This window comes from Actinocrinis puniceicyclus (assembly GCF_018283645.1).
Lineage (GTDB): Bacteria > Actinomycetota > Actinomycetes > Streptomycetales > Catenulisporaceae > Actinocrinis > Actinocrinis puniceicyclus.
Map to the genome: position 1 here is coordinate 20772 of NZ_JAGSXH010000043.1, position 26090 is coordinate 46861.

Consider the following 26090-nt stretch of genomic DNA (forward strand, 5'->3'; position numbering starts at 1 on the left):
CTGTCTATGGAACCGACAGCCGACCAACAGGAGCATCGCACCATGGACACAATCGGCCACCCACGCGTGGTCGTCGGCGTCGACGGCTCGCTCACCGGCCTGGCCGCCTTGCGCGCCGCCGTGGGCGAGGCACGCCGACGCGGACTGCCGCTCTACGCAGTGCGCTCCCGTACGACCGCCATCTCCCTGACCAACCCCGAGTCGATCAAGACCGCTTTCCTGGACGCGCTCGGCAGCTACCCTGCCGACCTGCAGATCGAGACCGCGGTCTCGACGCTGCCGATCCGCGACGCGCTGCGCGCCGCGGCCTGCGACCCGCGCGACCTGCTGGTCGTCGGCACCAGCGGCAAGGGCCCGTGGCACGCGCTGTGGTCGGGATCAGTCGCCCGCGCGCTGCTGCGCCGGGCCCGCTGCCAGGTGCTGGCCGTGCCCGCGCCGGAGATGGCCCACACCGTGCACCGCCCGCACGCGGGGCACCGGCGAAGCCAATGGGACCCGCTGCGTGAGCTGGAGAACCAACGGCCGGAGTTCCACGGCCGCCCCTATTCGGGGATCTAGCCGGACCGTGCCGGGAAGCGTCTTCAGGCCCGGACGCGACCGCCGGTTCACCCGCCCGCGGCGAGGGCGGATCCGGCCGGCCGCGAGCTGGCGAGGCGCTGTGGCAATGCCGTTCGTTTCATCAGCTCAGGGAGCCCGACGATGACACAGATCGCAACGAACTTCCGGCGCATCGTCGTCGGAGTCGACACCTCTGACAATGCGCTGCGCGCCGCGCAATGGGCGGCGAGGCAGGCCGTCGACCTCGGGCTGCCGGTTCATCTGGTGCACGCGCTCGACCTGGACCCGGTGCCCGGCGGCGTGGTCGAGAAGGCCGCGCTGGCCGAGGCGCGTCGCGACGACGGCGCGCGACTGCTGCGCCGCGTGGCAGACAAGATCGCCGAACTTCACCCTTACGTCGCCGTGCACAGCGAGATGTCCCCGCTCAGCGCGCCCGAGGCGCTGGTGGGCCACAGCGGCGAGTCCACCCTCGTGGTCACCGGAACCCGCGGGCACGGCGGTTTCGCGGGGCTGCTGCTCGGCTCGGTCAGCCTCAAGCTCGCGGCGCACGCGCACGGCCCCACGGTCGTGGTGCGCGGCGAGGAGTCGGGCAAGCCCTTCAACGAGATCGTGCTGGGTGTCGAGCCTCAGGAGGCCGAGGCGCCGATCCGCTTCGCGTTCGCCATGGCCGCGCAGTTCCGTTCGACGCTGACCGTGGTGCGCGCCTGGTGGCCGCACCCCGCTTACAGCGGCTACTACGGCGACGACCCGGAGCTGAACGAGCCCAACCAGACCGCCGAGGCCGAGGTACTGGTCAAGAGCCTGCGGGAGGAATACCCCCAGGTGGACGTGACGGCTGCCGCGATGCGCGGCAACGCCGTGCCGATGCTGATCGAGGCGGCGCGCGGCTCGCGGCTGCTCGTGATCGGCTCGCACCGGCGGCGCAGCCCGCTGTCGGTCGGTACCGGGTACGTCGTGCAGGGCCTGCTGTCGCACTCCCCCACGCCGGTGGCGGTCGTGCCGATCGCGTGAGAGGGCGCCCCCCGCCCGATCACCGGCCTCGCCCGTCGCACGCAACGAATGCCACCGCCGCCGGCCCAAAAGTCCGGCGGCGGCGGCATTCGTGTGCTCACTTCGCCCGCGGCGCCTACTCGACCGGCGCGCGGCGCAGCCTCCGCAGATAAGGATCCTTACGCCGCGACGGAGCGACGTGGACGTCTCCGGTGACGACCCGCGCCATGCCGTCCTGCTCCGCGATCACGTTCAGGCGCACGGACGCGAGCTGCGGGAAGGCGTCGATGAGAGCCGCGACCCGCCCCAGCGCCTCGGCCAGCCGCGCGCCGTCCACGCGCCGGCCGGTCTCGTCCGCGGGCAGGGCCGCGCTCGCCAGGTCGGCCAGTTCCTGCGCGCCGGCCGGAACCAGCAGCGTCGCCTCGGCGCCGGAGTCCCCGTCACGCAGGCAGGTCAGCAGCGGGCCGAAAACAGGGTCCTGCCATGCGGTGACCGTCAGCCGCCGGGCCGGCCCGGCTCCGGCGGTGTATGCGCCGTGCGCGAGCGGGATCCCGAACGCTTCGAGCAGCGCCGCGCGCTCCGAGTCGTAGAGTGCTCGCCCGCGCGGGGCGGTGGCCAGCGCGCCCTCGACCACGCTGCGGGCCGCCGCGCGGTCGGTGTGCCCGACTTCGGGTTCGTGGTCTTCCGGCCGGTCGCGCGCCGCGGTGGCCGCCGCGGCCGCCGCCAGCGCCTGCGCGGCCATCGCAGCGTCGTTGTAACAGGGCACGGGGCTGCGCGCGGGCCGGGCCTTGCCGTTGCGTCTCGCGGCGCGCTTGGGCGCGTTCAACACGGTGACCGTCTCCGCCTGCTCGGCCAGCACCGCGGCGACCGGCACGGTGACAGCCTCCAGCACCGAGCGGTCCGCGAGCCCGCCGTGCGGCGCCACCGGGACCGTCGGGGCCAGCGCGATCAGCAGCGCGTCGCAGGGTTCTGCGTTCATGGTCTCGGTCAGCGCCGCGCGCAGCCTCGCCGCGTCGGCGGTCGCGGTCACGTTGCGCGCCGCCACGACGTCGAGCCCTGCTTTCACGCAGGCCTGCACGGCGAGGCTGAGCATGCCCCGGGTGTTGCCGAGCACGGCGACGCGCCGGCCGCGCGGCGGCGGCTGGTGCGCGAGCAGCGCGGCGGCGCATACCAGGGCGCCGAGAGTCGGTACCACGGTGATACCGGCCTGGGCGTAGAGCGCGGTGCGCGCCTGGTTGGGCGACTGCTCCGGATCGACGGCGAGCAGAGGCATCCTGCGCGAGAGCCGCCGCGCGGTGCGCGCGAACTTGCGCGGGTTGCCGAAGGATTCCACGTGCAGCAGCCCCAGATGCACTCCCTCGTCGCCCTCCCAGTGCATCAGCAGGTCGTTCGCGCTCACGTCGTACTTGTCGCCGACCGCGGCGAAGGTGCCGATCCCGATGCCCAGCCGGACCAGGTGCGCCAGCACCGCCAGGCCCACGCCCCCGGACTGCACCGCGACGCCGGTCGGGCCGCCGGTGAACGGCCCCGGCGCCAGGCTCGCGTTCAGTCCGCCGCGCACCCCGGTGTTGACCACGCCGAGACTGCCCGGACCCAGCAGCCGCATGCCCGTGGCGCGGCAGGCGTCCAGCAGCGCGCGCCCGGAAGCGTCGTCGAACCCTGTCGCGGTCGCGATCACGGTGCGCGCCCCGTGCGCGCCGCAGACGCGCGCCGCGCCTGCCGCCAGGTGCGGCGGCGAGGTGATCACGGCGAGCTGGACGCGTGCGTCCGGGTCCAGGTCCGCGGCGTCCGCTCCGGCGTGCCATATCCGCCCGGCGAAGCCGCCGAGGTGTTCACGCACCGCCAGCGTCGCGGAGTCCTGCGGATCTCCGACCACGGCGATCGAGTCCGGGTCGAGCAGCGGGCGCAGGCTCGCATCGTCCGCGATGCGCTCTCGGCGCGCGGCCGCGTCCAGCAGCGCGACGCGCTGCGCGGCCAGCAGGTCGAGATCGACGGTCACCAGCCAGGTGCCGTGGTCCCAGACCTTGTGCACGGGCAGGCCGAGGGTGGTGAACACGTCCAGCATCGCCCGGTTCTCGCCCTGCGTGATCGCGGTGAAGGTCTGGATGCCGGCCTGGTCGGCCTCGTCCAGCAGGTGCTCGGCCAGCAGCGTGGCCACGCCGCGGCCCTGCACCAGGTCGGCGACGACGAACGCGATCTCGGCCTGTTCGGGGTCGCTGTCGCGGATCCATTCGGCCATGCCGACCACGGCGCCGCCGAGGAACGCGAGCAGGGCGCCGCGGGGGCGCGGCTGCACGGCCGGAGTCGGCGCGCAGACCGCGTCGGCCATCACCCGGCCGGGATTCTTGGGGAAGCCGAAGAAGCGCCGATAGACGCTCCTGCTGCCGAGCGCGGCGGCGAAGTCGTGCACCGCCTGCCAGTCCTCCGGCTCGGCCGGGCGGATCAGCACGCAGCTGCCGTCGGTCAGCAGCGCGTAGGAGCCGGGGGTGTCGAAATCTGTGTCCATCGCGAACGACCCTTCTGCCCGCGCAGGCGCGGCTCATGCCACGAGTGTGTGCCCGGCCGGTCTCGCGAGGGCCGTGCCGGACACACTACGAGCATGGTGTGCCGCGGCGGCTGAGCGAAGGGCCGGAAGTCCCACGGCCGCGACCGGGCGGGGGCGCGGGTCGGGGCCGCGGGCGCTGACCCGGCCCGCCGTCTTCCTCCCTGATCCGGTTTCGGGCGTGGCGGCGGCCCGGGGCGTTTCGCGGGCCGCGCGGGACCTTGGTCCCTCAAATCGGCGGCGGCCCGCGCATTAGCGTCGAGGGTATGAGAACCGTCGACTCCGCGCGCCTGCTCCAGCTCTTCGAAGGCATCACCTACCCGAATCCGCGGCTGGTCGCTTCAGGCAACCACGCGGCGCCGTGGCATCTGCTGGAGCTGGCCGACAAGGCGCTGCCGGAGTACCGGCTGTTCCAGCTGAACGCGCAGCCGGGGATCGCGGTGCGTGAGGGCGTGCGCCACGAGTCGCCCTTCGTCGGGCCGGGTATGCGCGGCCTGCCGGCGCTGGACTACCTGCCGGCCCGCCTCTCCCTGGTGCCGCGGATCCTGGCCGGGACCCACCGGCCGGACGTGGTCCTGCTGCACACCTCGCCGCCGCGCGACGGGAAGGTCTCGCTCGGCATCGAGGTGAACATCATGCCGGCCGCCGTCGAGCAGGCCATCGCGGCCGGGGGCCTGGTCGTGGCGCAGATCAACGCGCACATGCCGTACACCTTCGGAGACGGCGAGCTGCCCGTCGACATGATCGACTTCGCGGTGGAACACGACGCGCCGCTGCCCTCCCCCGCCGCCCGGCGTGATCCTGACCTGACCCGGTGCGCGGCGCGCATCGGCGAACTGGTCGCCCCGGGGATCGTGGACGGCGCCACGCTGCAGACCGGCATCGGCGCGGTCCCGGACGCCGTGCTCGCCGCCCTGACCGGGCATCGCGGCCTGCGGATCTGGTCGGAGATGGTCAGCGACGGCGTCGTGGAGCTCGAGGCGCGGCGCGCGCTGGACGAGGCCGCGCCGATCACGGCCTCGTTCCTGTTCGGCTCGCCGGAGCTGTACGCGTGGTCGGACCGCAACCCGAGGCTGCGGATGTCGCGCACGGAGACGGTCAACGACCCCGCGCGGATCGCGACGCAGCCGGCGATGACGTCGATCAACACGGCCTTGCAGGTCGATCTCTACGCCCAGGCCAACGCGTCCTATGTGCACGACCGGATCTACTCCGGGTTCGGCGGCCAGACGGACTTCGTCGTCGGGGCGCTGCATTCGCGCGGCGGGCAGGCGATCATCGCGCTGCCGTCCTGGCACGCCAAGTCCGCCTCCTCGACGATCGTGCCGAGGTTGACCGCGCCGGCGACCTCGTTCCAGCACACCGCCATCGTCACCGACCAGGGCCGCGCGGACCTGTTCGGCCGCAGCCAGCGCGAGCAGGCCGCGCAGCTCATCGAAAGCGCCGCCCGCCCGCAGTCCCGCGAGCAGTTGCGCGAAGCCGCCGTACGCCTCGGGCTCGCCGGCTGAGCTTGCTCACGGTCAGTCGACGGCCGGGACGGCGCTGTTCGGGACGGCGCCATGATCTCCAGTGTCCGCAACAGGACGGGACTCGCCGCGCATCATGCTCGTACCCGGATGCGGTCTCCTGCGTCACGGCCGCCAAGCGTATTCGAACACGCCGAAACGTGTGCGGAAACCAACGCGTCTGTCTTCGCCTGCGCGGGCAGCGGCCCCTCGTCCCAAGCCGAGCCGGGCGCGGTCAACTCAGGCAGGCCAGGCCGAGCGCTGCCTCAGGTGCCGAGGTCACGGCCTCAAGCTTAGGACCCGCTTCAGGCAAATCCGAGCCGCCGAGTGCGGGCACGGCGCGGCGCGGCGAAAGGGTGGTGCCTCTCACCGCGCCGCGTCCCGGCCGCCGGGTCTCTGCTCGGCCGAACCCTGCTCACCCGAACTCTGCTCGGGCGGTCTTCGCCCGGTCAGAACAGCGGCCCGGGGTTCAGCCGGTCGCGCATCCGCGCCAGACCCTTGCGCGGTTCAAGCCGATCTACGACCTCGACGACGCCCTTGACCGCGCGCGCGACACGGATCGCCTCGGTGACGTCGGCGACACGCGTGACCGTCCCGGTCAAGGTGACCACGCCGCGCTCGACCTCGACGCCGACCACGTCCGTCTCCGCCAGCGCCGCCGCCAGCGCCCGCTGCACTTCCGCGCGGATCTCGCCGTCGTCACGCAGGTAGGCTCGCAACAGATCGCTGCGGGCGACGATGCCGACGACCACCCGGCGCTCGTCGATCACCGGCAGGTGCGTCACGGCGTGACGCTCCATCAGGTAGGCGGCGCGCGCCAGGCTGGTGTCCGCCTCGACCGCCACGACGTTCGTCGACATCAGGTGGCCGGCCGCGCTCGCCTCGCTGCGCGCCTGCGCTTCACGTCCGCGCCGCGACAGCAGCTCCCAAAGCTCCGACTGGCCTTCCGCGCCCGCCGCCTCCTTGGGGATCAGGTCCGTACGCGAAACCATTCCGATCAGATGCCCTATCGAGTCGACGACAGGCATCGCGCCGATGCGGCGGTTGACCATCGTCGCCGCTACCTCGCGGAACGTGGCGTAGGAACGGACCGTCACGACGTCGTTCGTCATCACGTCCCGGACCGACGCCGCCTTCGCCGATGTCGGCGATGTCGCCGTCCCTGTCTTGATGGTGCTCATGACGAGCCTCCTGTCTCGCTTCGCCGCGGCGCGAAGCTCAGCCGTGCGCCATCGGCACCGGCCGACGATTCGGGTAGATCATGCGCGCGCCCACCATCGGCGAGTGCTGGACCACCGGGACGTGCCTCGGTTCGGGTCGCCGCTCGCGCGCGGCCGGCAGCCGGGCGGGAACCGGCACCACCACGACCGGGCAGGTGGCGCTCGCGACACAGGCGCGGGCGATCGAACCGAGCGCCGGCCCCTGATACGGTCCCTCACCCTCGCGCCGGCGGTGGTTGTCCGCGTGCCCGAGCACCAGCATCCGAGCGCCGATCGCGAAGCGCACCAGGACCTGGCTCGGCACGCCGACGTCGAAGACCCGCTTGACGTGCTCCAGGCCGGATTGCGCGATCATGCGCTCGACCCGCGCTTCCTCGTCCAGGGCCTGCGCCTCGGTCGGCACGTACACGCCGCGGCCCGCGTAGGGGGCGCCGCGTCGGCCGCGCGGGTCCGTTACATGCACCGCGATAAGCGGCGCGCCGTGCGCCTCCGCCTCGCCGGCGGCCCAGTGCAGCGCCGCCATCGAGGCCTCAGTGCCGTCGACGCCGACGACGATCGGAGCGGGACCGTATGTCATCGAAACTCACTCCTGCCAAGCCCGCTGCTTCACGTCGGCCATGTCGGCGAGCGCCCGGGTGATGTCCCGCGCGGTGACCACGCCGAGGACGCGCGAGCCGGCGTCCAGGACGGGAACCGCGTCCAGGTTGTGTTCTGTCAGGGTTCGTGCACACGTGCGCAGGTCGTCGTCCGGGCTCAGCGAGATCCAGGAGGCGCAGCCCAGGCTCTCGACCGGGGTCGCCTTGAGCCGCTTGGGATCCAGCGGCCAGAGCCCGGCCAGGTGCCGGGTGCCGATGACGCCGAGCGAACGGCCGGCGGCGTCGACGACGATCACGTGCCGGGCGGGTCCGGTCAGGAAGCGTCCGACCACTTCCCAAGCGCACGTGTTGTTACGCACGATCGCGGAGGGCTGGCTCATGACGTCCGAGGCGGTCTTCGACGCAAGGCCGGCGAGCGCGTATTCGTTCATACCGCCATGCTCCCGCCGGGCAGGCCCCCGGATCAGGGACCTTCGACCCCAGGCGGGCCGCCACTGGTCGTGTCTTCCTTCGCGCCCGCCCCGTATGCGATCACCGCGCGTCTTCGCGGCCGCTACGCGTTCTGCGCGCTCTTGGCTCCTTCGAGCTTCTTGGGCACCTTCCAGGTGAGCACCGTGCCGCCGCCCGCGCGCGGCTCGGCCGTGAACATGCCGCCGAGTTGCTGCGCGCGCTCGCGCAGGTTCGCCAGGCCGCTGCGTCGCGCCCCCGGGCCGATGCCGACCCCGTCGTCGGCCACGGACAAGGCGACCGAGGAGGTGTCCGCCGACAGGTCGACGTCCACCCGCGAGCCCCGGGCGTGGCGCGCGGCGTTGGACAGCGCCTCTCGCAGCACCGCGAGCAGGTGCTCGGCGATCTCGGCGCCGACCAGGTGGTCGACCGGCCCGGTGAACCGCACCCCGGGGGTGAAGCCCAGCGCCACGGCGGCCTGCTCGCACACCTCCATCACCTGGGCGCGCACGCTCGGCGCGTCCTCAAGGTCCTCCTCGTGGGCGTGCAGGGCGAAGATCGTCGAGCGGATCACCTTGATCGTGTCATCGAGGTCTGCGACCGCCTGCGCGATGCGCCGCGCGACCGCGGGCTTCTGCGTGATCTTATACGCGCCCTGCAGGCTCATCGAGGTGGCGAACAGCCGCTGGATCGCCAGGTCGTGCAGGTCGCGGCCGATGCGATCGCGGTCCGCGTAGAGCGAGAGCAGTTCGCTGTCGTGCCGCCGCTCGGCCAGCTCCAGCACCACGGCGGCCTGCACGGCCAGGTCCGTGGTCAGACCGAACACGGTCGTGTCGAACGCCGGCGCGCCGGCGACCCGGGCCAGGGCCAGCGCGCCGCGCACCTGCCCGGCCGTGCCCAGCGGCACCGCGAGCACCGGGCCGAACTCGATCTCGGGCACCAGCCCCCCGGCGCGCGCCTCGGTGCGCACGTCGGCGAGCACTTCCGCGCGCGCGGTCTTGTAGACCGCGCCCAGCAGCGTCTCCTCCACGTCGAGGGCGACGCCGCGCAGCCGCTCGGCACCGTTCCCGTCGGCGGCCACGACCAGCAGTTCCCCGGTCTCCGACGAGGGCAGCGCGATCACCGCGAGGTCGGCGGTGGCGAAGCCGCGCACCCGTTGGGCGAAGGAGGCGAGCACGTCGTCGACGTCCTCGCCCGACAGCAGGCCCCGGGTCAGTTCGGCGGTCATCTCCAGCCAGGCCTCGCGGCGGCGGGCCTCGTCGTAGAGCCGGGCGTTGTCGATGGCCACGCCCGCGGCCGCCGCCAGGGCGGTGAGCACCGCCTCGTCGTCGGCGTCGAACGGCACGCCGCCGCGCTTCTCGGTCATGTACAGGTTGCCGAACACCTCGTCGCGCACCCGGATCGGCACGCCGAGGAACGAGTGCATCGGCGGATGGTTGGCCGGGAAGCCATAGGAGTTCGGGTGCTGCGCCAGGTCGTCGGTGCGCAGCGGCTCGGGGCGCCGGATCAGCTCCCCGAGCAGACCGTGGCCCTCCGGGTACGGGCCGATCGCCCTGATCTGCTCCGGGGTCAGCCCCACGGTGATGAACCGCGAGAGCCGCCGGCGGTCCTCGCCGAGCACGCCCAGCGCGCCGTACTGCGCGTCGACGAGCGTCGCGGCGGCCTGGGCGATCCGCCCGAGCGCCTGCTCCAGGTCGAGACCGCTGCCGATGCCGACCACGGCCTCCAGCAGTTGGCGTACCCGGTCGCGCGCGGAGCGCACGGAAGCCAGCCGCATCTGCAGCTCATCGAGCAGTTCGTCGATGCGCAGCGTCGGCAGAATCCGCGCGACCTCGTCACCGAGCTGGTCGGCCACAGTCAACCGCCTCTCCAAGGGGACGGCTGCGGCCGGACGTCCCTCACGTCCGCGCCGCCGACCCTCTTGGATCACCGTACTGCGCCCGATCCGCTCACGACGACTCCAGCGGGCACCGCCGCGCGTTCACCCAGCCAGCGGCCGGTGACCACGGTCAGCGGAATACGGATCAAGTGGTCCTTAACGCCCGGAGCCCACGGGACGGGACCGTCCTGGCGGGCGCGGGCGAGTTCCAGCTCGTCCGTCACCAGTTGCGCGGTGCCGAGCACCGCGACCGACCAGCCGGAGCGGGTCGCGCGGTCCAGCTGGTCGGCCTCGAAGGCCACCACGGCGCCGCGCACCGCCTGTCCGAGCGATGAGGCGGAACCGGTCCAGATCAGCACGGCGCCGGCCCGCACCGCGAAGTTGACCGGCCGGATCGCCGGCAGGGCTCGCCGGGTGTAGACCAGGCGACCCACTTCCTGCGTCTCCAACAGCGCGATGGCTTCAGCGCGGGAGAGCACTTCGAGGCCGTTCACGTCCGTTTCCATAGACTGATCGTCCGCTGCCGCGCGGTGGGCGGACAGGGCCGTTGGGCCCGAATCGCTCCCGCCTTAGCCGTGCGCGTGCCCGCCCGCCTTGAGCTCGGAGACCAGTACCGCCGCCTGCACCCGCCGTTCGATGCCGAGCTTCGCCAGCAGCGAGGAGACGTAGTTCTTCACCGTCTTCTCCGCGAGGAACAGCCGCTCGCCGATCTGACGGTTGGTCAGGCCCTCGCCGATCAGTTCCAGGATCCGCCGCTCCTGCGCGGTGAGCGCGGCCAGCGGGTCCTTGCGTTCCCCGCCGCGCAGCCGCTGCATGACGGAGGCGGCCAGCTTCGGGTCGAGCAGCGAGCCCCCCGCGGCGACCGTGCGCACCGCCCCGACCAGGTCCATGCCGCCGACCTGCTTGAGCAGGTAGCCGGACGCGCCGGCCAGGATCGCGTCGAACAGGGCCTCGTCGTCCGAGAACGAGGTGAGCATCAGGCAGGCCAGTTCCGGCATCCGGGAGCGCAGTTCCCGGCAGACGGTCACTCCGTCGCCGTCGGGCAGGCGCACATCGAGCACCGCCACCTGGGGGCGCACCGCGGGCACCCGTGCCAGCGCCTCGGCCGCCGTGGACGCCTCGCCTACGACCTCGAATTCGCCCTCGATCTCCAGCAGGTCCTTCAGGCCGCGGCGGACCACCTCGTGGTCGTCGAGCAGGAACACCCGGGTCGGTCCGGGGGGTGCGGCGGGGCGCTCGGCCTCGTTCGACTGTGTCATGTCCCGACGGTAACCCCATTTGACCCCTCGCCGCACGGGTCCAAGGTCCCGGGCGCGGCGCCGGTGAGACAGGCCGCTGTGCCGCCCGCGGTGCGCACCAGGCTCACAGCAGTTGCCGGCGGTGCGCGGACCGCGAGTACCAACGCCAATGCCAGCGCCACCGCGCCTGAACTTCGCGTGTGTGCTGCCGGACCAACCGCATGTAGAGCCGCTGCCTCACCGCGTCCACGCACGCGGGGACGCTGTCGCCTTCCGCGTGCGCTTGGACGATGCGGCCGTTCACGTCGAGGCTCACCCCGACCCGCACCGGATGCGACGCCGCCGGGTTGCCGGAAACCGCCACGGTCACGTGCACCCTGCGCAACTGTTGGCGCGTGTACGCGGCCAGGGCGTGCAACTTGTCGACGGCATACCGCCGGTCCTCGGACGAGAGCGGCCCGGTCACCTCCACCAGGACGGACTCGGCCGACGCCCGCTGCGAGAGTCTGGACATGGTCTTCCCCAAAGCGACTTGTTCCCCGTGCGGATCGGCTCGGGGGCGCGACGCGGCCGCTCGGCTCGCGGCGGCCGCGTCGGCCCGGATCGGCTCAGCGCCGGAAGAGGGCGACCTTCAGCGCGCCGGTGTCCGCCGCGCGCTCGAAGACGTCGTAGGCGTCCTGCATCTCGTGCAGACCGAAGCGGTGGGTCACGAACGCGCCCGTGTCGAACCGGCCAGCGGCCGTCATCCGCAGCAGCGTCGGCGTGGAGAACGTGTCGACCAGTCCGGTCGTGATGGTCACGTCCTTGATCCACAGGCTTTCCAGGTGCAGCGTCGCGGACGCGCCGTGCACGCCGATGTTGGCGACATGGCCGCCGGGGCGCACCAGGCGGGTGCACAGCTCGAACGTCTCGGGCGTGCCCACGGCCTCCATGACCACGTCCGCGCCGAGCCCGTCGGTCGCGGCCATGACCTGCGCCTCGCAGTCGCCGCCGGGGGTGAGCACCAGGTCCGCGCCGAAGTGCTTGGCCGCCTCCAGGCGCGGGGCCGCCTTGTCGATGCCGATCACGAGGCTGGGGCTCAGCAACCGTGCCGTCGCGATCGCGGCCAGCCCGATCGGGCCGGTGCCGACCACGGCGACGCTGTCGCCCGGGCGCACCGCGCCGTTGAGGACGCCCACCTCGTACGAGGTGGGCAGGATGTCGGCCAGCAGCAACGCGGCCTCGTCGCTGACGGAGTCCGGCAACTTGTACGTGGAGGTGTCGGCGTACGGCACGCGCACGTACTCCGCCTGAGTGCCGTCGATCAGGTGGCCGAGGATCCAGCCGCCGCCCTCCCGGCACTGTCCGTAGCGGCCGACGCGGCAGTAGGAGCAGCGGGCGCAGGAGGTGATACAGGAGATCAGGACCCGGTCGCCGACCTTCACGCCGCCGACCGCGAGCCCGGTCTCCACCACCGTGCCGACCGCCTCGTGCCCCAGGATCCGGCCCTCGGTCACCGCGGGCACGTCGCCGCCGAGAATGTGCAGGTCGGTGCCGCAGATGGTGACCGCGTCAACACGCACGACCGCGTCGCCCGGGTCGATCAGCCGCGGGTCCGGCGCTTCCTGCCAGGAGCGCCTTCCCGGTCCGTGGAATACCAGCGCCTTCATGACCGCCTCCTCGTGCTGTTGGAACCGGGCCGCCGCGGGGCGGCGGCCCCTGCCTCTCACGATGGGCCCGCGCCGGCCGCGGCCCTAGGGACCAACGTCCTGTAGCGCCGCGTCCCGATGCTCGGTGCGATCCGCGGGCTCGTCCCGCGCCGGCTCGGGCACCATCTCGATCGCCGCGGCCGGGCACTCCGCCGCGCACAACCCGCAGCCTTTGCAGTACTCCAGGTCGATCGCGTAGCGCGGCTGCCCGTCGGCGTCGAAACCGAGCTTGGTGATCGCGTTGTCGGGGCACACCCCGTAACAGTTGTCGCAGCCGAAGCAGTTGCCGCAGGACAGGCAGCGGCGCGCTTCGTACAGGGCGTTGTGCTCGGTCAGACCCTGGACGACCTCCGCGAAGGTGTCGACGCGACGGGCCGCGTCCAGTTGCGGGCGCAGCATCGCGGGGGCGTCGCTGTAGTACCAGGTGTTGAGCCTGCCGAACGGCACGGGGGTCTCTGCCGACGGCTGTTGCCGGGGCACGTCCCGCTGCTCGCCCGCCACCGCGCTCAGGTACCGGTCGATCCGGCGTGCCGCCGCGGCGCCCTGGCCGATCGCGCCGGTCGCGGTGCGTTCCGGTCCGGCCACGGCGTCGCCGCCCGCGTACACGCCCGGCCGGCCGGTCGCCAGGTCCGCGTCCACGTCGATCACGCCGTCGCCGACGCCGACCCCGGCCGCGCCGGCGAGCCAGCCGAGATCCGCGCTCTGGCCGAGGGCGAGCACCAGCGTGTCGGCTTCGAGCGTCTCGAACCGCCCGGTCGGCTGCGGGAATCCGGACTCGTCCAGTTCCATGCGCTCCACCGCGATCAAGCCGCGGTCGGCGTGGGCGATGGTGGAGAGCCAGCGCACGCTGACTCCCTCGGCCAACGCTTCTTCGAGCTCTGATTCGTGCGCGGGCATGCGCTCGCGGGTGCGCCGGTAGACCACCACGGCGTCGGTCGCGCCGAGCCTGCGCGCGGTGCGCGCCGCGTCCATCGCGGTGTTGCCGCCGCCGTAGATCGCGACCCTGCGGCCGAGGCGCAACGGCCAGCGGTCCTCGGCCGCGGCCAGCACCGTGAGCGCGTCGAGCACGTGCGCGCTGTCCCCGGCCGGGACATACGCGTTCTTACCCGCCTGTGCGCCGACGCCGAGGAAGGCCGCGTCGAACCCGCCCTCGCGCAGCGCGGCGTCCAGGTCGTCGACGCAGGACTGCGTCTCGAACCGCACGCCGAGCGCGGCGATCCGGGCGATCTCCGCGTCCAGCACCTCGCGGGGCAGTCGATACCGCGGAATGCCGTAGCGCAGCATTCCGCCGAGTTTCGCGGCCGCCTCCCGCACGGTCACCGCGTGGCCGCGCAGGGCGAGCTGGTAGGCGGCGGAAAGGCCGGCCGGACCGGATCCGACGACCAGGACGCGGCGGCCGGTCGGCTCGGCGCCGCGCGGCACGGTCCAGCCGCGCCGGATCGCCTCGTCGCCGAGGAAGCGTTCAACCGCGTTGATGCCCACGACCTGGTCGAGTTGCCCGCGATTGCACGCGGTCTCGCAGGGGTGGTAGCAGACGCGGCCCATGACGGCGGGCAGCGGATTGTCCCGCATCAGCCGCCGCCACGCGGTCTCGTAGGATCCGTCCTCGGCCGTGTAGAGCCAGTCGCGCACCGCCTCCCCGGCCGGGCAGGCGGCCGCGCAGGGCGGCAGGCCGTGCGCATAGACGGGCCGCTCGACGCGCCACGCGCCGGTGTGGTTGGCGCGGCTGCTGCCCGGGTCGAGCGTGGTGGCGAAGGGATGTGCGCTCACGGCTGCCCTCCCAGCCCGTATACGCGGATGTTGCGGTCGGCTTCGGCCTGGATGCGCGCGACGAGGTCGGGGCGGCCGCCGGCGGCCTGGTCGGCGAACAGGTGCGCGAAGCGGCCCTGCGCGCGCAGGTATTCGTCCACGGGCACCTGCTGCCGGATCGGCGTCACCGACACCAGCTCGCCGTGTTCGGCCTCGAACAGGGGGAACAGCCCGCACTGGGTGGCGAGGCGGGCCAGGCGGATGGTCTGCGAGGAGGGCGCCGCCCAGCCCAGCGGGCACGGCACCAGCACGTGCAGGTAGCGCGCGCCGGTGAACTGCATGGCCCGCTCGACCTTAGCCTCCAGGTCGCGCAGGTCTGCGACGCTGGCGGTGGCCACGTACGGGATGCGGTGCGCCATGGCGATGGCGGGCACGTCCTTGCCCTGCCCGAAGCGGTTGCCTGGATGGCCCGGCGCGACCGGCGTGGTCGCGGTGCGGGCAGCCGCGGGTGTCGCTCCGGAACGCTGCACGCCGGTGTTCATGTACGCCTCGTTGTCGTAGCACACGAACAGCACGTCGTCGTTGCGTTCGCACATGCCGGACAGCACGCCCATCCCGATGTCAACGGTCCCGCCGTCGCCCGCCTGCCCCAGGACCCTGATTTCCTCGTGGCCCTGCGCTTTGAGCGCCGCGGCGACGCCCGAGGCGACCGCCGGGGCGTTGCCGAACAGCGAATGCAGCCAGGGCACCCGCCAGGCGCTCTCCGGGAACGGCGTGGACACCACCTCAAGGCAGCCGGTCGCGTTGACCACGACCAGCTTGCCCTCGGTGGCGCGCATGGCGGCGTCCAGGACGTACCGCGCGCCGAGCACTTCGCCACAGCCCTGACAGGCCCGGTGCCCCGATATCATGGTATTGGCTCTTTGTGGATCGGCCTGCGCCGCGCGCTGCTCCCGCGGCAGCAACCGGTTGCCGACGGCGAGCGAGCCGACCTGGTAGAACTTCACCCCGCTCGCGGTGCGGTGCGTGATTTCGGTCATCGCGGCGACTCCGGTGCGCGCAGCCGGGACAGCAGCCGCTCGGCGGTGCTGCCGGGCGGATCGTCCGAGGCGCGGCCGTATCCGGCCCGGGCCAGCAGGTCGCGATCCAGTCCGAGGAAGGAGAAGCGGGCGACCCGGCCCGCGACCGCGTCGTGCACGAGCATCCGCAGCGCCTTCTTCGTGATCGGGCGGCCGCCGAGCCCCGCGATCACGGTGAAGCTGCGCGCGGAGACGGCCGGCGGCTCGGCCAGCGCGGCGATCAGCTCCGGGGTCACGATCCCGGCCGCCCCGGTGGAGAAGGCCCGCTCGATCACCACCACGTTCTCGGCCCCGGCCAGCAGGGTGCGCAGCCGCTCGGCGGGGAACGGCCGGAAGCAGGTCAGTTCGACCGCGCCGACCGGCATTCCGTCCGCGCGCGCCTCGTCCACGACGTCCTCCAGCGTGCCGAGGACCGAGCCGAGCGCCACGAACACGGTGCGCGCGCCCTCAAGCCGGTAGCCGCGCGCCAGCTCGACCGCAGGCCGGCCGACCAGCTTGCCGTAACGCTGCGCCAACTCGGGGAAGCGCACCAGCGCCTGCTGCATACGGCCGTGCGCGATGAACCGGACCTCGGTGAACGCCTCCGGTCCGACCATCGCGCCGATCGACAGCGGCGCGCCGGGGTCGAGCACCTGGCGCGGCGCGTAGGGCGGCAGGAACGCGTCCACGATCCGCTGCTCGGGCACGGCGATCCGCTCGACGGCGTGCGTGAGTACGAACCCGTCCATGCACACCATGACCGGCACCGAGAGCTCCTCGGCCAACCGGAAGGCGAGCGGATGCAGGTCGCATGCGTCCTGGTTGTCGCGCGCGTAGAGCTGGATCCAGCCGCTGTCGCGCTGCGAGAACGAGTCGCTCTGGTCGTTCCAGATGTTGATCGGCGCGCCGACGGCGCGGTTCGCCACGGTCAGCACGATCGGCAGGCCGAGCCCCGCGGCGTTGAACAGCGCCTCGGACATGAACAGCAGGCCCTGGCTGGAGGTGGCGGTGTACGTGCGCGACCCCGCGGCCGACGCGCCGATGCACAGCGACATCGCGCCGAATTCGGATTCCACGTTCACGAACTGGCACGACTCCAGCTCGCCGGTGCGCGTCAGGGCGCTGAGAGCCTCGACGATGTGCGTCTGCGGCGAGATCGGGTAGGCCGGCACCACCTGGGGCCGGCAGCGCGCCACGGTCTCGGCCACGGCGCGCGAGCCCTCGACCGCGCGGCCGGCCGGCTCGGGCGCGGCCCCGCGGTGCGGCGAGAGTTCAGTGGCGGCCACCGGGCACCTCCGGGTATTCGGGCTGGATGGGCCCCGCGACGGGCCCTTCGCGCAGCGCGTAGTCGTACGCGTCCGCGGCCGCCGCGGCGTTCGCCTCGGCCACCGGGCCCGGGAAGCGCTGCGCGATCGCGTCGCGCACCGCCTCCAGCGAGACGATCCCGGTGACCGCGGCGAGCGCGCCGAGCATGGGGACGTTCGGCAGCGGTCGGCCGGTGCGCTGACGCGCGAATTCGGTTGCGGGGACCGCGAAGACGCGTACCCCGCACAGCATCAGGCCGGCCGCGAAGTCGCGCGCTGACGCACCGGTGGCGTTGATCAGAGCCGTCGCGCCGGGCTTGAGGCCGTCGGCGACGAACCGCTGCCGCAGCAGCGTCGGGTCGAGCACGACGACCAGGTCCGGCTCGGTGACCGGTTCACGGGCCCGGATCGGGTGCTGATCGATCCGGCAGTACGCCTCGACCGGCGCCCCGGTGCGTTCCGAGCCGAAGCTGGGGAACGCCAGGGCGTGGCGCCCGTCGGCGATGGCCGCCCACGCGGTCAGCTCGGCGGCGGTCACGACGCCCTGGCCACCGCGCCCGTGCACTCTGACTTGGAACATCAGGGCCCGCCTCTTCTCTCGCGCCACGCCATGGCGGACGGCTACAGCCTCGCGCCCACGTATTCGGCGAGGTCCGCCAGCCGCTCGGTGTAGCCCCACTCGTTGTCGTACCAGCCGAAGACCTTCGCCAGGCCGCCGTGCGACTGGGTCAGCGCCTTGTCGAGCACGCAGGAGGCCGAGTCGCCGATGATGTCCGTGGAGACCAGCGGCTCCTCGGAGACGCGCAGGATGCCGCGCAGCCGCTCGCCGGCCTCTTGCTCGAAGGCCGCGTTGATCTCCTGCGGGGTGGCCGGGGTGACCAGCTGGGCGGCGAGGTCGACCAGCGACCCGGTCGGCACCGGCACGCGCACCGCGATGCCGTCGAGCAGACCGGCGGTCTGCGGAATGACCAGGCCGATGGCCTTCGCGGCGCCGGTGCTGGTCGGAATGATGTTGAGCGCCGCCGAGCGGGCCCGGCGCAGGTCCTTGTGCGGGCCGTCGAGCAGCTGCTGGTCGTTGGTGTAGCCGTGGATCGTGGTCAGGAAGCCCTCGACGATGCCGAAGTGGCGTTGCAGGACGTCGACCATCGGCGCGGCGCAGTTGGTGGTGCACGAGGCGTTGGAGATCACGTGGTGGTGTGCGGGGTCGTACTCGGTCTGGTTCACACCCATGACGACGGTCAGGTCGACCGCGCCCTTGGCCGGGGCGGAGATCAGGACCTTGCGGGCGCCGGCCTTCAGGTGGGCGCCGGCCGCGGCGCCGGTGCGGAACTTCCCGGTCGACTCGATCACCACGTCCACGCCCAGGTCGCCCCAGGGCAGGGTCTCGGGCTCGCGCTGCGCGGTCACGGCGATCTTGCGGCCGTCGACGATGAGCGCTTCGTCGGTGTACTCGACGGTGGCGCGCAGCCGGCCGTAGGTCGAGTCGTGCCCCAGCAGGTGGGCGAGCGTCGCGGCATCGGTGATGTCGTTGACCGCGACCACTTCGAGCCCGCGCTGCAGCGCGATGCGGGTGAAGACCCGGCCGATCCTGCCGAATCCGTTGACGGCGATTCTCATCAATTCCTCCTGGCCATACCGGCGATCATGCTTCGGTGTTTCATCCGGCGCTGGTGTGCACGCCTGGCAGCGCGGTGCCCACTCGGGCGCGCACCGCGTCGATGCGCTCCCATTCCTCGGTGCTCAGGCTGGCCAGAGCCGCCGGGAACACGCCGTCCTGTTCCTTGAGGATGTGGTGGCGCAACACGTCCAGCACCGCCATCAGCCGCTGCGGCCAGTCCGGCGCGGCGGGTACGCCGTGCGCCGCCTCCCGCAGTACCGGCTCGATCAGCCGGTGTTCCGCCTCAAGGGACTCGATCTGCTCGGGGAATTCGCCGGCGAGCGCCGGGAACAACCCGTCCTCTTCCACGCGGGTGTGCGGTTCGAGCAGCGCCTCGATCTGCCGCGCCGCCTGCACCATGCGGGCCACGTCGCCGTCGAGATGGGCGCTGCGCGCCGCTCCGATCACATCGACCACGAGGTCGTGTTCACGCGTCAGGTCGCCGATCGCGGTCACCGACTGGCATCCGCAGTACTCGCACACACCGTCCTCCTGCCTGTGTCCGCAGCGTCGCGCCTCCGCGGCGCTGCGCTTCTTCCATCAGGCTGCGCCGCGCGGGGAATCGCGGTCAGGGGCGAAAGGCCCGGCGCGCCGGCGCGAACGGCCCGCGCGGACGCGGGATCGGCCTCGGCACGACGGGACACGGGCGCGGACTCCGGCGCGCGGCAGCGGCACCGCGGACACGGGACGAAGGTCCGTTCTTTTTTCACAGATCCATTCGTAATAATTAGGCGAGGGTACTGCCGACCGACGGAGGCAAGCGATGGGACTGATCGTGTACGCGGACTTCAACGACCCCGCGTGCTATCTGGCGAGCCAACGCATTGACGAGCTGTTGGAACGCGCGGTGCCGGTGCGGTGGCGGGCGGTCGAACACGAGCGCGGGCTGTCGCTGCTGGGCACCGCCACCCCGGCCGACCAGGGGAGGCGGGCGCGTGAACTGGCCGAGGCGACGCGTCTCGCGCTGCCCGGCGAGTTGCCGGCGCAGGCACCCCCGCCGGTCACGACGAACACGCGCGCGGCCGTCGCGGCGTACGCGGAGGCCGTCGCCGACGGGGTGCAGGACGAGATCCGCCGGCGTCTCTTCGGCGCGATCTGGACCGGGCGGCAAGACCTCACCAGTGCCTACGCGGTCCGGCGGATCATCACGGACGTGATGTACCCGCGCGCGCCGGTCGGCCCGCGCCGCTGTTCGAGCCTGCCGCAGCCGATGACCGGCGATCCCGACCAGGCGTGGGCCACCCGGCGCCTTGGCGGCACGATCGCACCCGACGGCGGCCCGCTGACCACCGCCGGGATGCTGCGACTACGCGCCTGGCGTGAGGAGTGGTGCGCGCTCGGCCGTCCGCGGCTTCCGGTGCTCATCGACGCCGACGGCACGGTCCACACCGCGGCGGCAGCCCTCCGCCGGCTCGCCGATCTGGTGACGCGGGCACGTACCGGCGGCGTGACGACTCAGCCGCGCAGGTGCACCGGTCCCACACCCACGTCCTCAAGGTCCGCGGTGGCGGTGCCGATCAGCTTGCGGCCCAGATCCGTCAGCGCCCGGCCCACCGCCAGTTCGTCGCCGATCTCGGGCACGTCGGTCTCGCCGGGGTGACGGCGGGCCATGCCATAGCCGTGCAACGTGTTCTCCCCCGTGTCCAGCACCGCGTCGGCGCGAGTCTGCCCTTCCTGCTCGAACAGGAACACCTCGGCGTGCCACTTTCCGGTGTGCAACATCGTGATCCGCCTCCTCGACTCGGCCGGCACCGCGCCGTCGCGGCGCCCGGACCTCGATACTCACCTCGACTCTTCAACGCCCCGGCGCCGCCGGTCAGGGTCATTGGTCCCGCCACCGGCGGCGCCGCGGCCCGATTCCACCGGGCCGCACGGCGCGGGACGAGCGGGCCGCGCCGCCGACCGGCGCCGGGTCCGGCCCCGGAAGCAGACCCGGGAGCGGAGGCGGGAGCGGACCCGGGAGCGGAGGCGAACATGCCGAAATGGTTTGCAATGTGTCGGCGCGCGCCCGAAATTCCCTGGCGCCGTGGAAAGGGCTGCCCGAAAGGGCCGATTCACCGTCCGGTGGTTGCGCCGGGACACGGGCGCCTTACATACTGGCCCCGGCGCGCCCGCGCGTCGCAGGTCCCTGTTCACCGCCGCCATACCCGGCGGTCCCACACTCAGGCTATGGGAACGATCCCGCGTGACCGGATCGCGCTCGTGGCCTGATTTCGCGTTCTCATCAGGAACCTGCCGCGACAGACACATTCGAGCACTTACAACGTTACCGGGACGGATTCTCCCTGGCCACAGGCCACTGCTCGGCGGCGTTTCACTCTTTTTCAAATCAGTCCTATGCGCCACTCGCGACCGGGCCGCACAACCCGTACCATGCGTACCGAATCAGTGTTCGGGCCCTTCCCGTTCGATGCGAACGCGTGCTCGCATTCCGTGTGCGAGCCGCTCTCACGGAAGAACACGGTAAGGAAACTGAGGGGGATCATCGGCGTGGACGGTGGCGGTTTCGGGCAATTCCTCATCGACCAGCGCAAGGCCATCGGGTGGACCCAAGAGGAACTCGCGGAACGCTCCAACTTAAGCGTCAGGACCATCAGGAATCTTGAGGGGGGCTATATCAGCAATCCACGCCGGGCATCCGTGGAACTGTTGCTCGACGCGTTCTCCTCGGCGCTTTCCTCGTATTCAGGCCAGCCGGCCGCGGTCCCCGCAGCCGCGCAGGCGCCCGCGTGGCGCACCCGCGCGGGAGGGTCCGCGGAGGGCGCGAACGAGGCGATCGTGGGAAGGGCCGAGGATCTGCGGCACCTGGCCGCCGCGGTGCGCAACCACCGGCTCGTGGTGCTCACCGGCCCGGGCGGGGTCGGCAAGACCAGGCTCGCCGCGGCCGCCGGCGCACAACTGCGCACGTCGCTGCGCGACGGCTTCGCGATCGCGGAGCTCGGCCGGCTCGCCCCGCAGCGCCCGCAGCACGCGACGGACGAGAACGCGGTACGCGAGGTGCTGAACGCGGCGCTGCGCGCGGCGGCGGATCCGGCCGATCCGCGGCTGCTGCTGCTGGTGGACACGGCCGAGCACGTCGTCACGGCGCTGACCCAGGTCGCGCAGCAGTTGCTCGACGACTGCCCGCACCTGCGCCTGATCGTGACCTCCCGCCGCCCGCTGCCGCTGGCCGCGGCGCACGTGTGGGAGGTCGGGCCGCTGGACTTGGGCGCGAACGAGGAGGGCAGGGCGTCCCCGGCGGTGGAGCTGTTCCTGCGCCGGGCGCAGGCCAGCTGCCCGACGCTCGACCTCGGTGGGCGGATGGCCGCGGTCGCCGAGTTGTGCCGCCGGCTCGACGGCATGCCGCTGGCGATCGAGCTGGCCGCGCACCGGGTGCGCTCGGTGTCGCTCGACACGCTGCTGCGGGACGGGCCCGGCTCGCAGGTGCTGGGCCGGGCCGCGCACGCCGGGCTGCCGCACCAGGCGACGCTGGCGGAGAGCGTGCGCTGGAGTTACGAACTGCTGGCGCCGAATCACCGGGCGTTGCTGCACGAGCTGGCCGGCTTCGCCGGGCCGTTCACCATCGAAGACCTCGAACAGCTGCGCCACCGGGCCGCGACCCCGTCATCGGACCTGGTCGGCCAGCTGTCCGAACTGGTCGACGAGTCGCTGGTGCAGGTGCGTCGCGGCCCGCAGTACAAGTACCGGCTGCTCAGCTTCGTCGGCGAATACGTGCGCTCACTCCAGGTCGTCAGGCCGCGCCGGCCCGCGCACGTCTGACACGAGCGGCAGCGCTCTGCGGGCGCCTACGACGGTGCGCCGCGGTCGCGGCATCGGGTCCGCCTCGCCGTCCGAGAGCGCCAGGCTCATCGCCCGGCCGCCCTCCTCGATGAGCAGGCCCCGCTCCCGCAGCGCCGCCACCCGGGCGAGCGGGTCCGGCACCTGCGGCAGTTCCGCGCCGAGCCGGTCGAGCCGGCTCGGCCGGTCCAGGTGCCCGAGCACCGCCGCTTCGGCCGCGTCGAGCCGGTAGCTCCGCGTGGCTCCGCTGCGCGTGTCCAGCACCTGGGCGCCGTCCGCGTCGAACTGCGCCGTCAGCACCGGGCGCTGCTCGGGCAGCGCAGACCAGTTCAGCGCCCACGAGCGCACCATCCCGTCGAGCTTGCGGCTCCACTGCGCGGCCGCGACCTGGTAGTCGGCGAGGCTGCGGTCGGCGAAGTAGTACGCCAGGTCGGCCAGGTCACCGGCCGGGAACGGGTAGGTCAGCCGGTAGTGGTCCACGGGTTGCAGGTCGAGGCCGTACTGCTCGGCGTCGTTGAAGTAGGGGCTGTAACGGTCGAACCGCACCGGGAAGCAGCCGTCGGGCGGCGGCAGGTGCCGCAGCAGCGGGAGGTCCGCCGCGTATTTCTCATACGTGGACTCCGGTTCGCCCGGGAAGCCGATCAGCAGGTTCCAGGACGGGTTGATGCCGTACCGCACGCAGTTCTTGAGCAGCTGGACGTTCTGGAAGACCGAGGTGCCCTTCCGCATCAGCTTGAGCGTGTGCGTGTTGAGCGCCTCGATGCCCGGCTGGATCTCGGTGACGCCCGCGCGTGCCAGCACGCTCATGTCCTCGCGATCGAGACCGACCTTCACCTCGTAGAAGACCGAGACCCCTTCCGGCGGGGAGAGCCGCGGGAAGACCTCGGTCAGGTACTCCATCGGCAGGATGTTGTCGGTGCAGGTGAACCGGGTGCACCAGGGCGCGTGTTCGAAGAGCCGCTCGAACAGCCGCACCGCCAGCTCGGGGGCCATGGCGCGATAGCCCATGTTCTGGCCGTTGAGGCCGCAGAAGGTGCAGTGCGCGCGCTCTCCCCACCAGCAGCCGCGCGAGGTCTCGAAGAACAGGATCGGCGCGAGCCCGTCCCGCTCCCCGGTGTCGGCGGCCATCCGGTCGAAAGACTCGATGAAGGGCTCGTAGTCGGGTTCGAGGTAGTCGTCGATGTCCCGGTCGGGGCCGATCGCCGAACGGTACTTCGGGTCGGTGCAGTTGCGCCGGGAGACCACGCCCCGGATGCCGTGCGCGCTCTCGGGGTCCTCGTCCGCGACGGCGCGCAGGAACTGCGGGAAGGTGCGCAGCGCGGGGCCGGAGAAGAAGAAGTCCACCGGTTCGGTGTTCGCCGCCAGGGTCGCCCCCATCGGCGCCTCGCAGTTGGCCCCGCCCATGACGGTGACCACGTCCGGGTTGCGCTCCTTGATGATCTGCGCCATCGCCAGGCTCGGCACGGTCTGCGCGAACATGGAGCTGAAGCCCACCACGTCGGCGTCGGCGAGTCCGTATTCGTGGCACACGGCCTCACAGAACCCGTACAGCCGCTCGCGGCGGCGCTCCAGCGCGTCGCGCAGGCCGGCCTGATCGGCGCCGGCGAAGTAGCGCGCGAAGTACTCCTGCGCGTTGTCCGGCTCGTCGGGGAACGCGACGGCGCGGAAGAACCAGTCGCCGACGCCGGCGATGTGCCCGGCCAGGTCCTCGGTCACCGCGTCGTAGAGGTCAGCGCCGAGGAAGCGCACGAAGTCGTGGTTGAGGTAGTGCACCCGCACGTCGTAGCGCTCGCCCAGGTCGCGGCGCACCAGCGCGGACAGTTGGCTGAGCGCGAACGAGGGGCGGCACCGGTCGGCGAAGGGCATGGTGACAAGGACGAGTTCGCGCACGGGCTCGGTCTCCTCGCGCAGTGAGCCCGGGACCCGCTCGGTGCCGGCGCGGCCGGCGGCGCCCAGGGCACGGATATGTTGGCTTAGAGCGCGCGGCCGGGGCGCCGCGCCGGGTGGTTCCGGACCGCGAATTCGTTCGCGTCGAATAAGCGGTCGAGTGCCGTCACTGTATCCGATGCGTGGCCTGATTAGGCGGCGCGAAGCGGCGGCTTTCCGCTTACCTTTCCACTGATACCGCGGCGGCGACCGGAAATTGCAGCCGGAGCGGAAACGAGGGGCTTTTCCGCGCGCCGGCGTTGCCGCACGGACCGGCAACTTGCCGCAGTTGCCTTGCCCGGCTCAGGAGTCTGCTGTAGGGCGCGGCGGAAGTGTCGCGCAAGTACGGCGAATTGCCGGTCGACCGGCAACGCAAGACGTCCGGGCGCCTTGCCTTGTGCGCCGGGCGAGGGCGCTGCGATTCTGCTGGACGACGTGGTGGGGCGGCGGGCGCGGTGTCCCGCGGCGAGCCGGCCCGCCGCCCTCGCTCTCTTCTCGTCCGCACCGGGCACGCTAAGGGGAACTGTGGTGACGACTGCGAACGCCGCGGGCGCGTCGGAGGCACAGGAGGCGGCGGTCGAGCAGGCCGCGGTCACACCGGCCGCGGCCGCAGCGCCGTCGCTGTGGTCGAATCGCGACTATCTGGGCTGGTGGACCGGCGACTCGGTCTCGGCCCTGGGCACCAGCATCTCCAACATCGCCTTCCCGCTGCTGGTGCTCTTCTCCACCGGTTCGGTGGCGAAGGCCGGGGCGATCGGCGCCGCCAACCAGATCGGCCGGCTGGCCACGACGCTGCCGGGCGGAGCGCTGGCCGACCGGATCTCGCGCAGGGCGCTGCTCGTGCTCGGCCCGCTGGTGCAGAGCGCGGCGCTCGCGCTCGTCGCGGTCCTCGCGCACCGCGGCCACATCTCCATCCCGCAGCTTGCCGCGCTGGCCTGCCTGAGCGGGCTGGCCTCGGGTCTCGCACAGGGGGCGTATCGCCCGGCGCTGCGGCGCATCGTGCCGAAGGAGCAGCTGGGCGCGGCGACCGGGCAGTCGATGGGCCGGGACATGGCGGCGGAGCTGCTGGGCACTCCGGTGGGCGGCGTGCTGTTCTCGGCGGCCCGGTGGGTGCCGTTCCTCGTGGACGCGGTCTCGTTCCTGTTCGCCGCGCTCGGCGCGGCGCTGATCCGCCGTCCGCTCGGCCCGGACCGCGCGGACGGCAAGCGGCCGGCGTCCGTGTTCGGCGACATCGCCGCCGGCATCCGGCTGGTGCGCGGCGAGCCGTTCCTGCGCTTCGTGGTCGTCTGGGGCTCGCTGCTGAACGTGGCGGCGGAGAGTTTCGCGCTGCTGTTCATCGCGCTGATCCGTTACCGCGGCGGCGGCCCGAGCGCGGTCGGCGTGGCCAGCGCGATCGCACTGGTGGGCGGGATCGGCGGCGCGGTGGCGGCTCCCGCGCTGCTGGGCAAGGTACGTGCCCGTACCCTGATGTACGCGGCGGGATGGGCCTTCGCCGTCTCCCTGGTCTTGGTCGCCGCGGTTCCCCGGCCGTGGCAGATCGGCGCGGTGATACTGGTGGCGATGTTCACGATGGTCCCGTTGAACGTCGTGCTGGACACGTACGTGGTGCGCCTGGTGCCGGACGCGTACTCGGGCCGGGTCTCCGCGGTCACCCGCTTCGGCTCGCAGGCGCTGTCGTGGACCGGCCCGTTGGCCGCCGGCCTGCTCGCGGCGCTGTTCGGCGTTCCGGGGGGCGTGCTCGCGCTGCTGATCGCGGTGGTGCCGCTGGCGCTGGCGCTGCACGTGACCAAGTCGCTGCGGATCCTCGACAGCCCGGTTGCGCAGGTACGGGAGCTGACGGTGGACGACGCCGACGCCGACGCCGCGGCCGCAGCCGCAGCCGAGTGAGAGTCCGTCTCAGAACGCAGACGCGCTTTCCTCCCGCCTTTTCTCTGGCCTCGCCCAGTCCCCCCGCCC

General features: G+C 72.5%; 22 protein-coding genes and 1 pseudogene. 6 read left to right on the forward strand and 17 right to left on the reverse strand.

Features of this window, described 5'->3' with window-relative positions; translation table 11 throughout:
• Window positions 1-42: 42 nt before the first annotated feature.
• Both KGA66_RS13975 and KGA66_RS13980 read left to right on the forward strand, forming a co-directional pair.
• Window positions 43-558: a universal stress protein gene (locus KGA66_RS13975; RefSeq protein ID WP_211468523.1), complete on the forward strand. Its 516-nt coding sequence runs from the start codon at window positions 43-45 to the stop codon at window positions 556-558.
• Between the two features lie 141 nt (window positions 559-699).
• Window positions 700-1569 (forward strand): universal stress protein, encoded by an 870-nt coding sequence (locus KGA66_RS13980; protein ID WP_211468524.1) that lies wholly within the window; start codon window positions 700-702, stop codon window positions 1567-1569.
• Window positions 1570-1684: 115 nt separating this feature from the next.
• On the opposite strand, the gene KGA66_RS13985 is transcribed toward KGA66_RS13980, so the two are convergent.
• Window positions 1685-4054 (reverse strand): GNAT family N-acetyltransferase, encoded by a 2370-nt coding sequence (locus KGA66_RS13985; protein WP_211468525.1) that lies wholly within the window; start codon window positions 4052-4054, stop codon window positions 1685-1687.
• Between the two features lie 302 nt (window positions 4055-4356).
• Here KGA66_RS13985 and KGA66_RS13990 point away from each other — a divergent pair, with 302 nt between their 5' ends.
• Window positions 4357-5598, forward strand: a complete 1242-nt coding sequence (locus KGA66_RS13990; protein WP_211468526.1) for an acetyl-CoA hydrolase/transferase family protein — start codon at window positions 4357-4359, stop codon at window positions 5596-5598.
• Between the two features lie 446 nt (window positions 5599-6044).
• Here the strand turns inward: KGA66_RS13990 and KGA66_RS13995 are convergent, their stop codons facing one another.
• From KGA66_RS13995 to KGA66_RS14060, 14 genes are all read right to left on the reverse strand, one after another.
• The gene (locus KGA66_RS13995) at window positions 6045-6776 is read right to left on the reverse strand and encodes a CBS domain-containing protein (protein ID WP_211468527.1); all 732 of its coding nucleotides are present in this window, start codon (window positions 6774-6776) and stop codon (window positions 6045-6047) included.
• 37 nt (window positions 6777-6813) lie between these two features.
• Entirely contained in the window at window positions 6814-7392 is a 579-nt protein-coding gene (locus KGA66_RS14000; RefSeq protein WP_211468528.1) for a universal stress protein, read from the reverse strand.
• A gap of 6 nt (window positions 7393-7398) precedes the next feature.
• Window positions 7399-7842, reverse strand: coding sequence for a CBS domain-containing protein (locus tag KGA66_RS14005; protein WP_211468529.1), 444 nt, complete (start codon window positions 7840-7842; stop codon window positions 7399-7401).
• A gap of 122 nt (window positions 7843-7964) precedes the next feature.
• Window positions 7965-9713 (reverse strand): GAF domain-containing sensor histidine kinase, encoded by a 1749-nt coding sequence (locus tag KGA66_RS14010; protein WP_312886909.1) that lies wholly within the window; start codon window positions 9711-9713, stop codon window positions 7965-7967.
• A gap of 71 nt (window positions 9714-9784) precedes the next feature.
• Window positions 9785-10243, reverse strand: coding sequence for a pyridoxamine 5'-phosphate oxidase family protein (locus tag KGA66_RS14015; RefSeq protein ID WP_211468531.1), 459 nt, complete (start codon window positions 10241-10243; stop codon window positions 9785-9787).
• Window positions 10244-10306: 63 nt separating this feature from the next.
• On the reverse strand, window positions 10307-10996 hold the full coding sequence (locus KGA66_RS14020; RefSeq protein ID WP_211468532.1) for a response regulator: 690 nt from the start codon (window positions 10994-10996) through the stop codon (window positions 10307-10309).
• Window positions 10997-11099: 103 nt separating this feature from the next.
• Window positions 11100-11489, reverse strand: a complete 390-nt coding sequence (locus KGA66_RS14025; protein WP_211468533.1) for an HPF/RaiA family ribosome-associated protein — start codon at window positions 11487-11489, stop codon at window positions 11100-11102.
• A 94-nt stretch (window positions 11490-11583) separates the two neighbouring features.
• Window positions 11584-12624 carry a zinc-dependent alcohol dehydrogenase family protein gene (locus KGA66_RS14030; RefSeq protein WP_211468534.1) on the reverse strand — a complete coding sequence of 347 codons (1041 nt, stop codon included), beginning with the start codon at window positions 12622-12624 and terminating at the stop codon, window positions 11584-11586.
• 84 nt (window positions 12625-12708) lie between these two features.
• On the reverse strand, window positions 12709-14433 hold the full coding sequence (locus KGA66_RS14035) for an NAD(P)-binding protein (protein WP_211468535.1): 1725 nt from the start codon (window positions 14431-14433) through the stop codon (window positions 12709-12711).
• The gene (locus KGA66_RS14040) at window positions 14430-15452 is read right to left on the reverse strand and encodes a thiamine pyrophosphate-dependent enzyme (RefSeq protein ID WP_211468536.1); all 1023 of its coding nucleotides are present in this window, start codon (window positions 15450-15452) and stop codon (window positions 14430-14432) included. The genes KGA66_RS14035 and KGA66_RS14040 overlap by 4 nt, the downstream gene beginning before the upstream one ends.
• Entirely contained in the window at window positions 15449-16756 is a 1308-nt protein-coding gene (gene porA / locus KGA66_RS31600) for a hypothetical protein (protein ID WP_211468537.1), read from the reverse strand. The genes KGA66_RS14040 and porA overlap by 4 nt, the downstream gene beginning before the upstream one ends.
• Window positions 16743-17354 carry a 2-oxoacid:acceptor oxidoreductase family protein gene (locus tag KGA66_RS14050; RefSeq protein WP_211468538.1) on the reverse strand — a complete coding sequence of 204 codons (612 nt, stop codon included), beginning with the start codon at window positions 17352-17354 and terminating at the stop codon, window positions 16743-16745. Before KGA66_RS14050 ends, porA begins: the two co-directional genes overlap by 14 nt.
• 41 nt (window positions 17355-17395) lie before the next feature.
• Window positions 17396-18391, reverse strand: coding sequence for a type I glyceraldehyde-3-phosphate dehydrogenase (gene gap / locus KGA66_RS14055; RefSeq protein WP_211468539.1), 996 nt, complete (start codon window positions 18389-18391; stop codon window positions 17396-17398).
• 40 nt (window positions 18392-18431) lie between these two features.
• Entirely contained in the window at window positions 18432-18914 is a 483-nt protein-coding gene (locus KGA66_RS14060) for a hemerythrin domain-containing protein (protein ID WP_369015871.1), read from the reverse strand.
• A 280-nt stretch (window positions 18915-19194) separates the two neighbouring features.
• Between KGA66_RS14060 and KGA66_RS14065 the strand changes: the two genes are divergently transcribed.
• Complete coding sequence (locus tag KGA66_RS14065; protein ID WP_211468541.1) at window positions 19195-20031, forward strand: DsbA family protein; 837 nt, start codon at window positions 19195-19197, stop codon at window positions 20029-20031.
• Here KGA66_RS14065 and KGA66_RS32090 read toward each other — a convergent pair.
• Window positions 19959-20153 (reverse strand): annotated as a pseudogene (locus KGA66_RS32090) (dsRBD fold-containing protein); the annotation flags it as partial. The gene KGA66_RS14065 and the pseudogene KGA66_RS32090 sit on opposite strands and share 73 nt — an antisense overlap.
• Window positions 20154-20921: 768 nt before the next feature.
• Here KGA66_RS32090 and KGA66_RS14070 point away from each other — a divergent pair.
• Window positions 20922-22190: a helix-turn-helix domain-containing protein gene (locus KGA66_RS14070; RefSeq protein ID WP_211468542.1), complete on the forward strand. Its 1269-nt coding sequence runs from the start codon at window positions 20922-20924 to the stop codon at window positions 22188-22190.
• Here KGA66_RS14070 and KGA66_RS14075 read toward each other — a convergent pair.
• Window positions 22149-24098 carry a RiPP maturation radical SAM C-methyltransferase gene (locus KGA66_RS14075; protein ID WP_211468543.1) on the reverse strand — a complete coding sequence of 650 codons (1950 nt, stop codon included), beginning with the start codon at window positions 24096-24098 and terminating at the stop codon, window positions 22149-22151. The genes KGA66_RS14070 and KGA66_RS14075 overlap by 42 nt on opposite strands.
• Window positions 24099-24662: 564 nt before the next feature.
• On the opposite strand from KGA66_RS14075, the gene KGA66_RS14080 reads away from it, so the two are divergent.
• A complete protein-coding gene (locus KGA66_RS14080) occupies window positions 24663-26021 on the forward strand; it encodes an MFS transporter (RefSeq protein WP_211468544.1) in 1359 nt (452 codons plus the stop codon).
• Window positions 26022-26090: the final 69 nt, after the last annotated feature.

Bases quoted from the DNA above. Each gene is read 5' to 3' on its own strand.
- gap (WP_211468539.1), bottom strand. From the start codon at position 18,391: ATGAGAATCGCCGTCAACGGATTCGGCAGGATCGGCCGGGTCTTCACC.
- KGA66_RS14030 (WP_211468534.1), bottom strand. From the start codon at position 12,624: ATGAAGGCGCTGGTATTCCACGGACCGGGAAGGCGCTCCTGGCAGGAA.
- KGA66_RS13995 (WP_211468527.1), bottom strand. From the start codon at position 6,776: ATGAGCACCATCAAGACAGGGACGGCGACATCGCCGACATCGGCGAAG.
- KGA66_RS14020 (WP_211468532.1), bottom strand. From the start codon at position 10,996: ATGACACAGTCGAACGAGGCCGAGCGCCCCGCCGCACCCCCCGGACCG.
- KGA66_RS14050 (WP_211468538.1), bottom strand. From the start codon at position 17,354: ATGTTCCAAGTCAGAGTGCACGGGCGCGGTGGCCAGGGCGTCGTGACC.
- KGA66_RS13980 (WP_211468524.1), top strand. From the start codon at position 700: ATGACACAGATCGCAACGAACTTCCGGCGCATCGTCGTCGGAGTCGAC.
- KGA66_RS13975 (WP_211468523.1), top strand. From the start codon at position 43: ATGGACACAATCGGCCACCCACGCGTGGTCGTCGGCGTCGACGGCTCG.
- KGA66_RS14025 (WP_211468533.1), bottom strand. From the start codon at position 11,489: ATGTCCAGACTCTCGCAGCGGGCGTCGGCCGAGTCCGTCCTGGTGGAG.
- KGA66_RS14000 (WP_211468528.1), bottom strand. From the start codon at position 7,392: ATGACATACGGTCCCGCTCCGATCGTCGTCGGCGTCGACGGCACTGAG.
- KGA66_RS13990 (WP_211468526.1), top strand. From the start codon at position 4,357: ATGAGAACCGTCGACTCCGCGCGCCTGCTCCAGCTCTTCGAAGGCATC.
- KGA66_RS14015 (WP_211468531.1), bottom strand. From the start codon at position 10,243: ATGGAAACGGACGTGAACGGCCTCGAAGTGCTCTCCCGCGCTGAAGCC.
- KGA66_RS14005 (WP_211468529.1), bottom strand. From the start codon at position 7,842: ATGAACGAATACGCGCTCGCCGGCCTTGCGTCGAAGACCGCCTCGGAC.
- KGA66_RS13985 (WP_211468525.1), bottom strand. From the start codon at position 4,054: ATGGACACAGATTTCGACACCCCCGGCTCCTACGCGCTGCTGACCGAC.
- KGA66_RS14040 (WP_211468536.1), bottom strand. From the start codon at position 15,452: ATGACCGAAATCACGCACCGCACCGCGAGCGGGGTGAAGTTCTACCAG.
- KGA66_RS14065 (WP_211468541.1), top strand. From the start codon at position 19,195: ATGGGACTGATCGTGTACGCGGACTTCAACGACCCCGCGTGCTATCTG.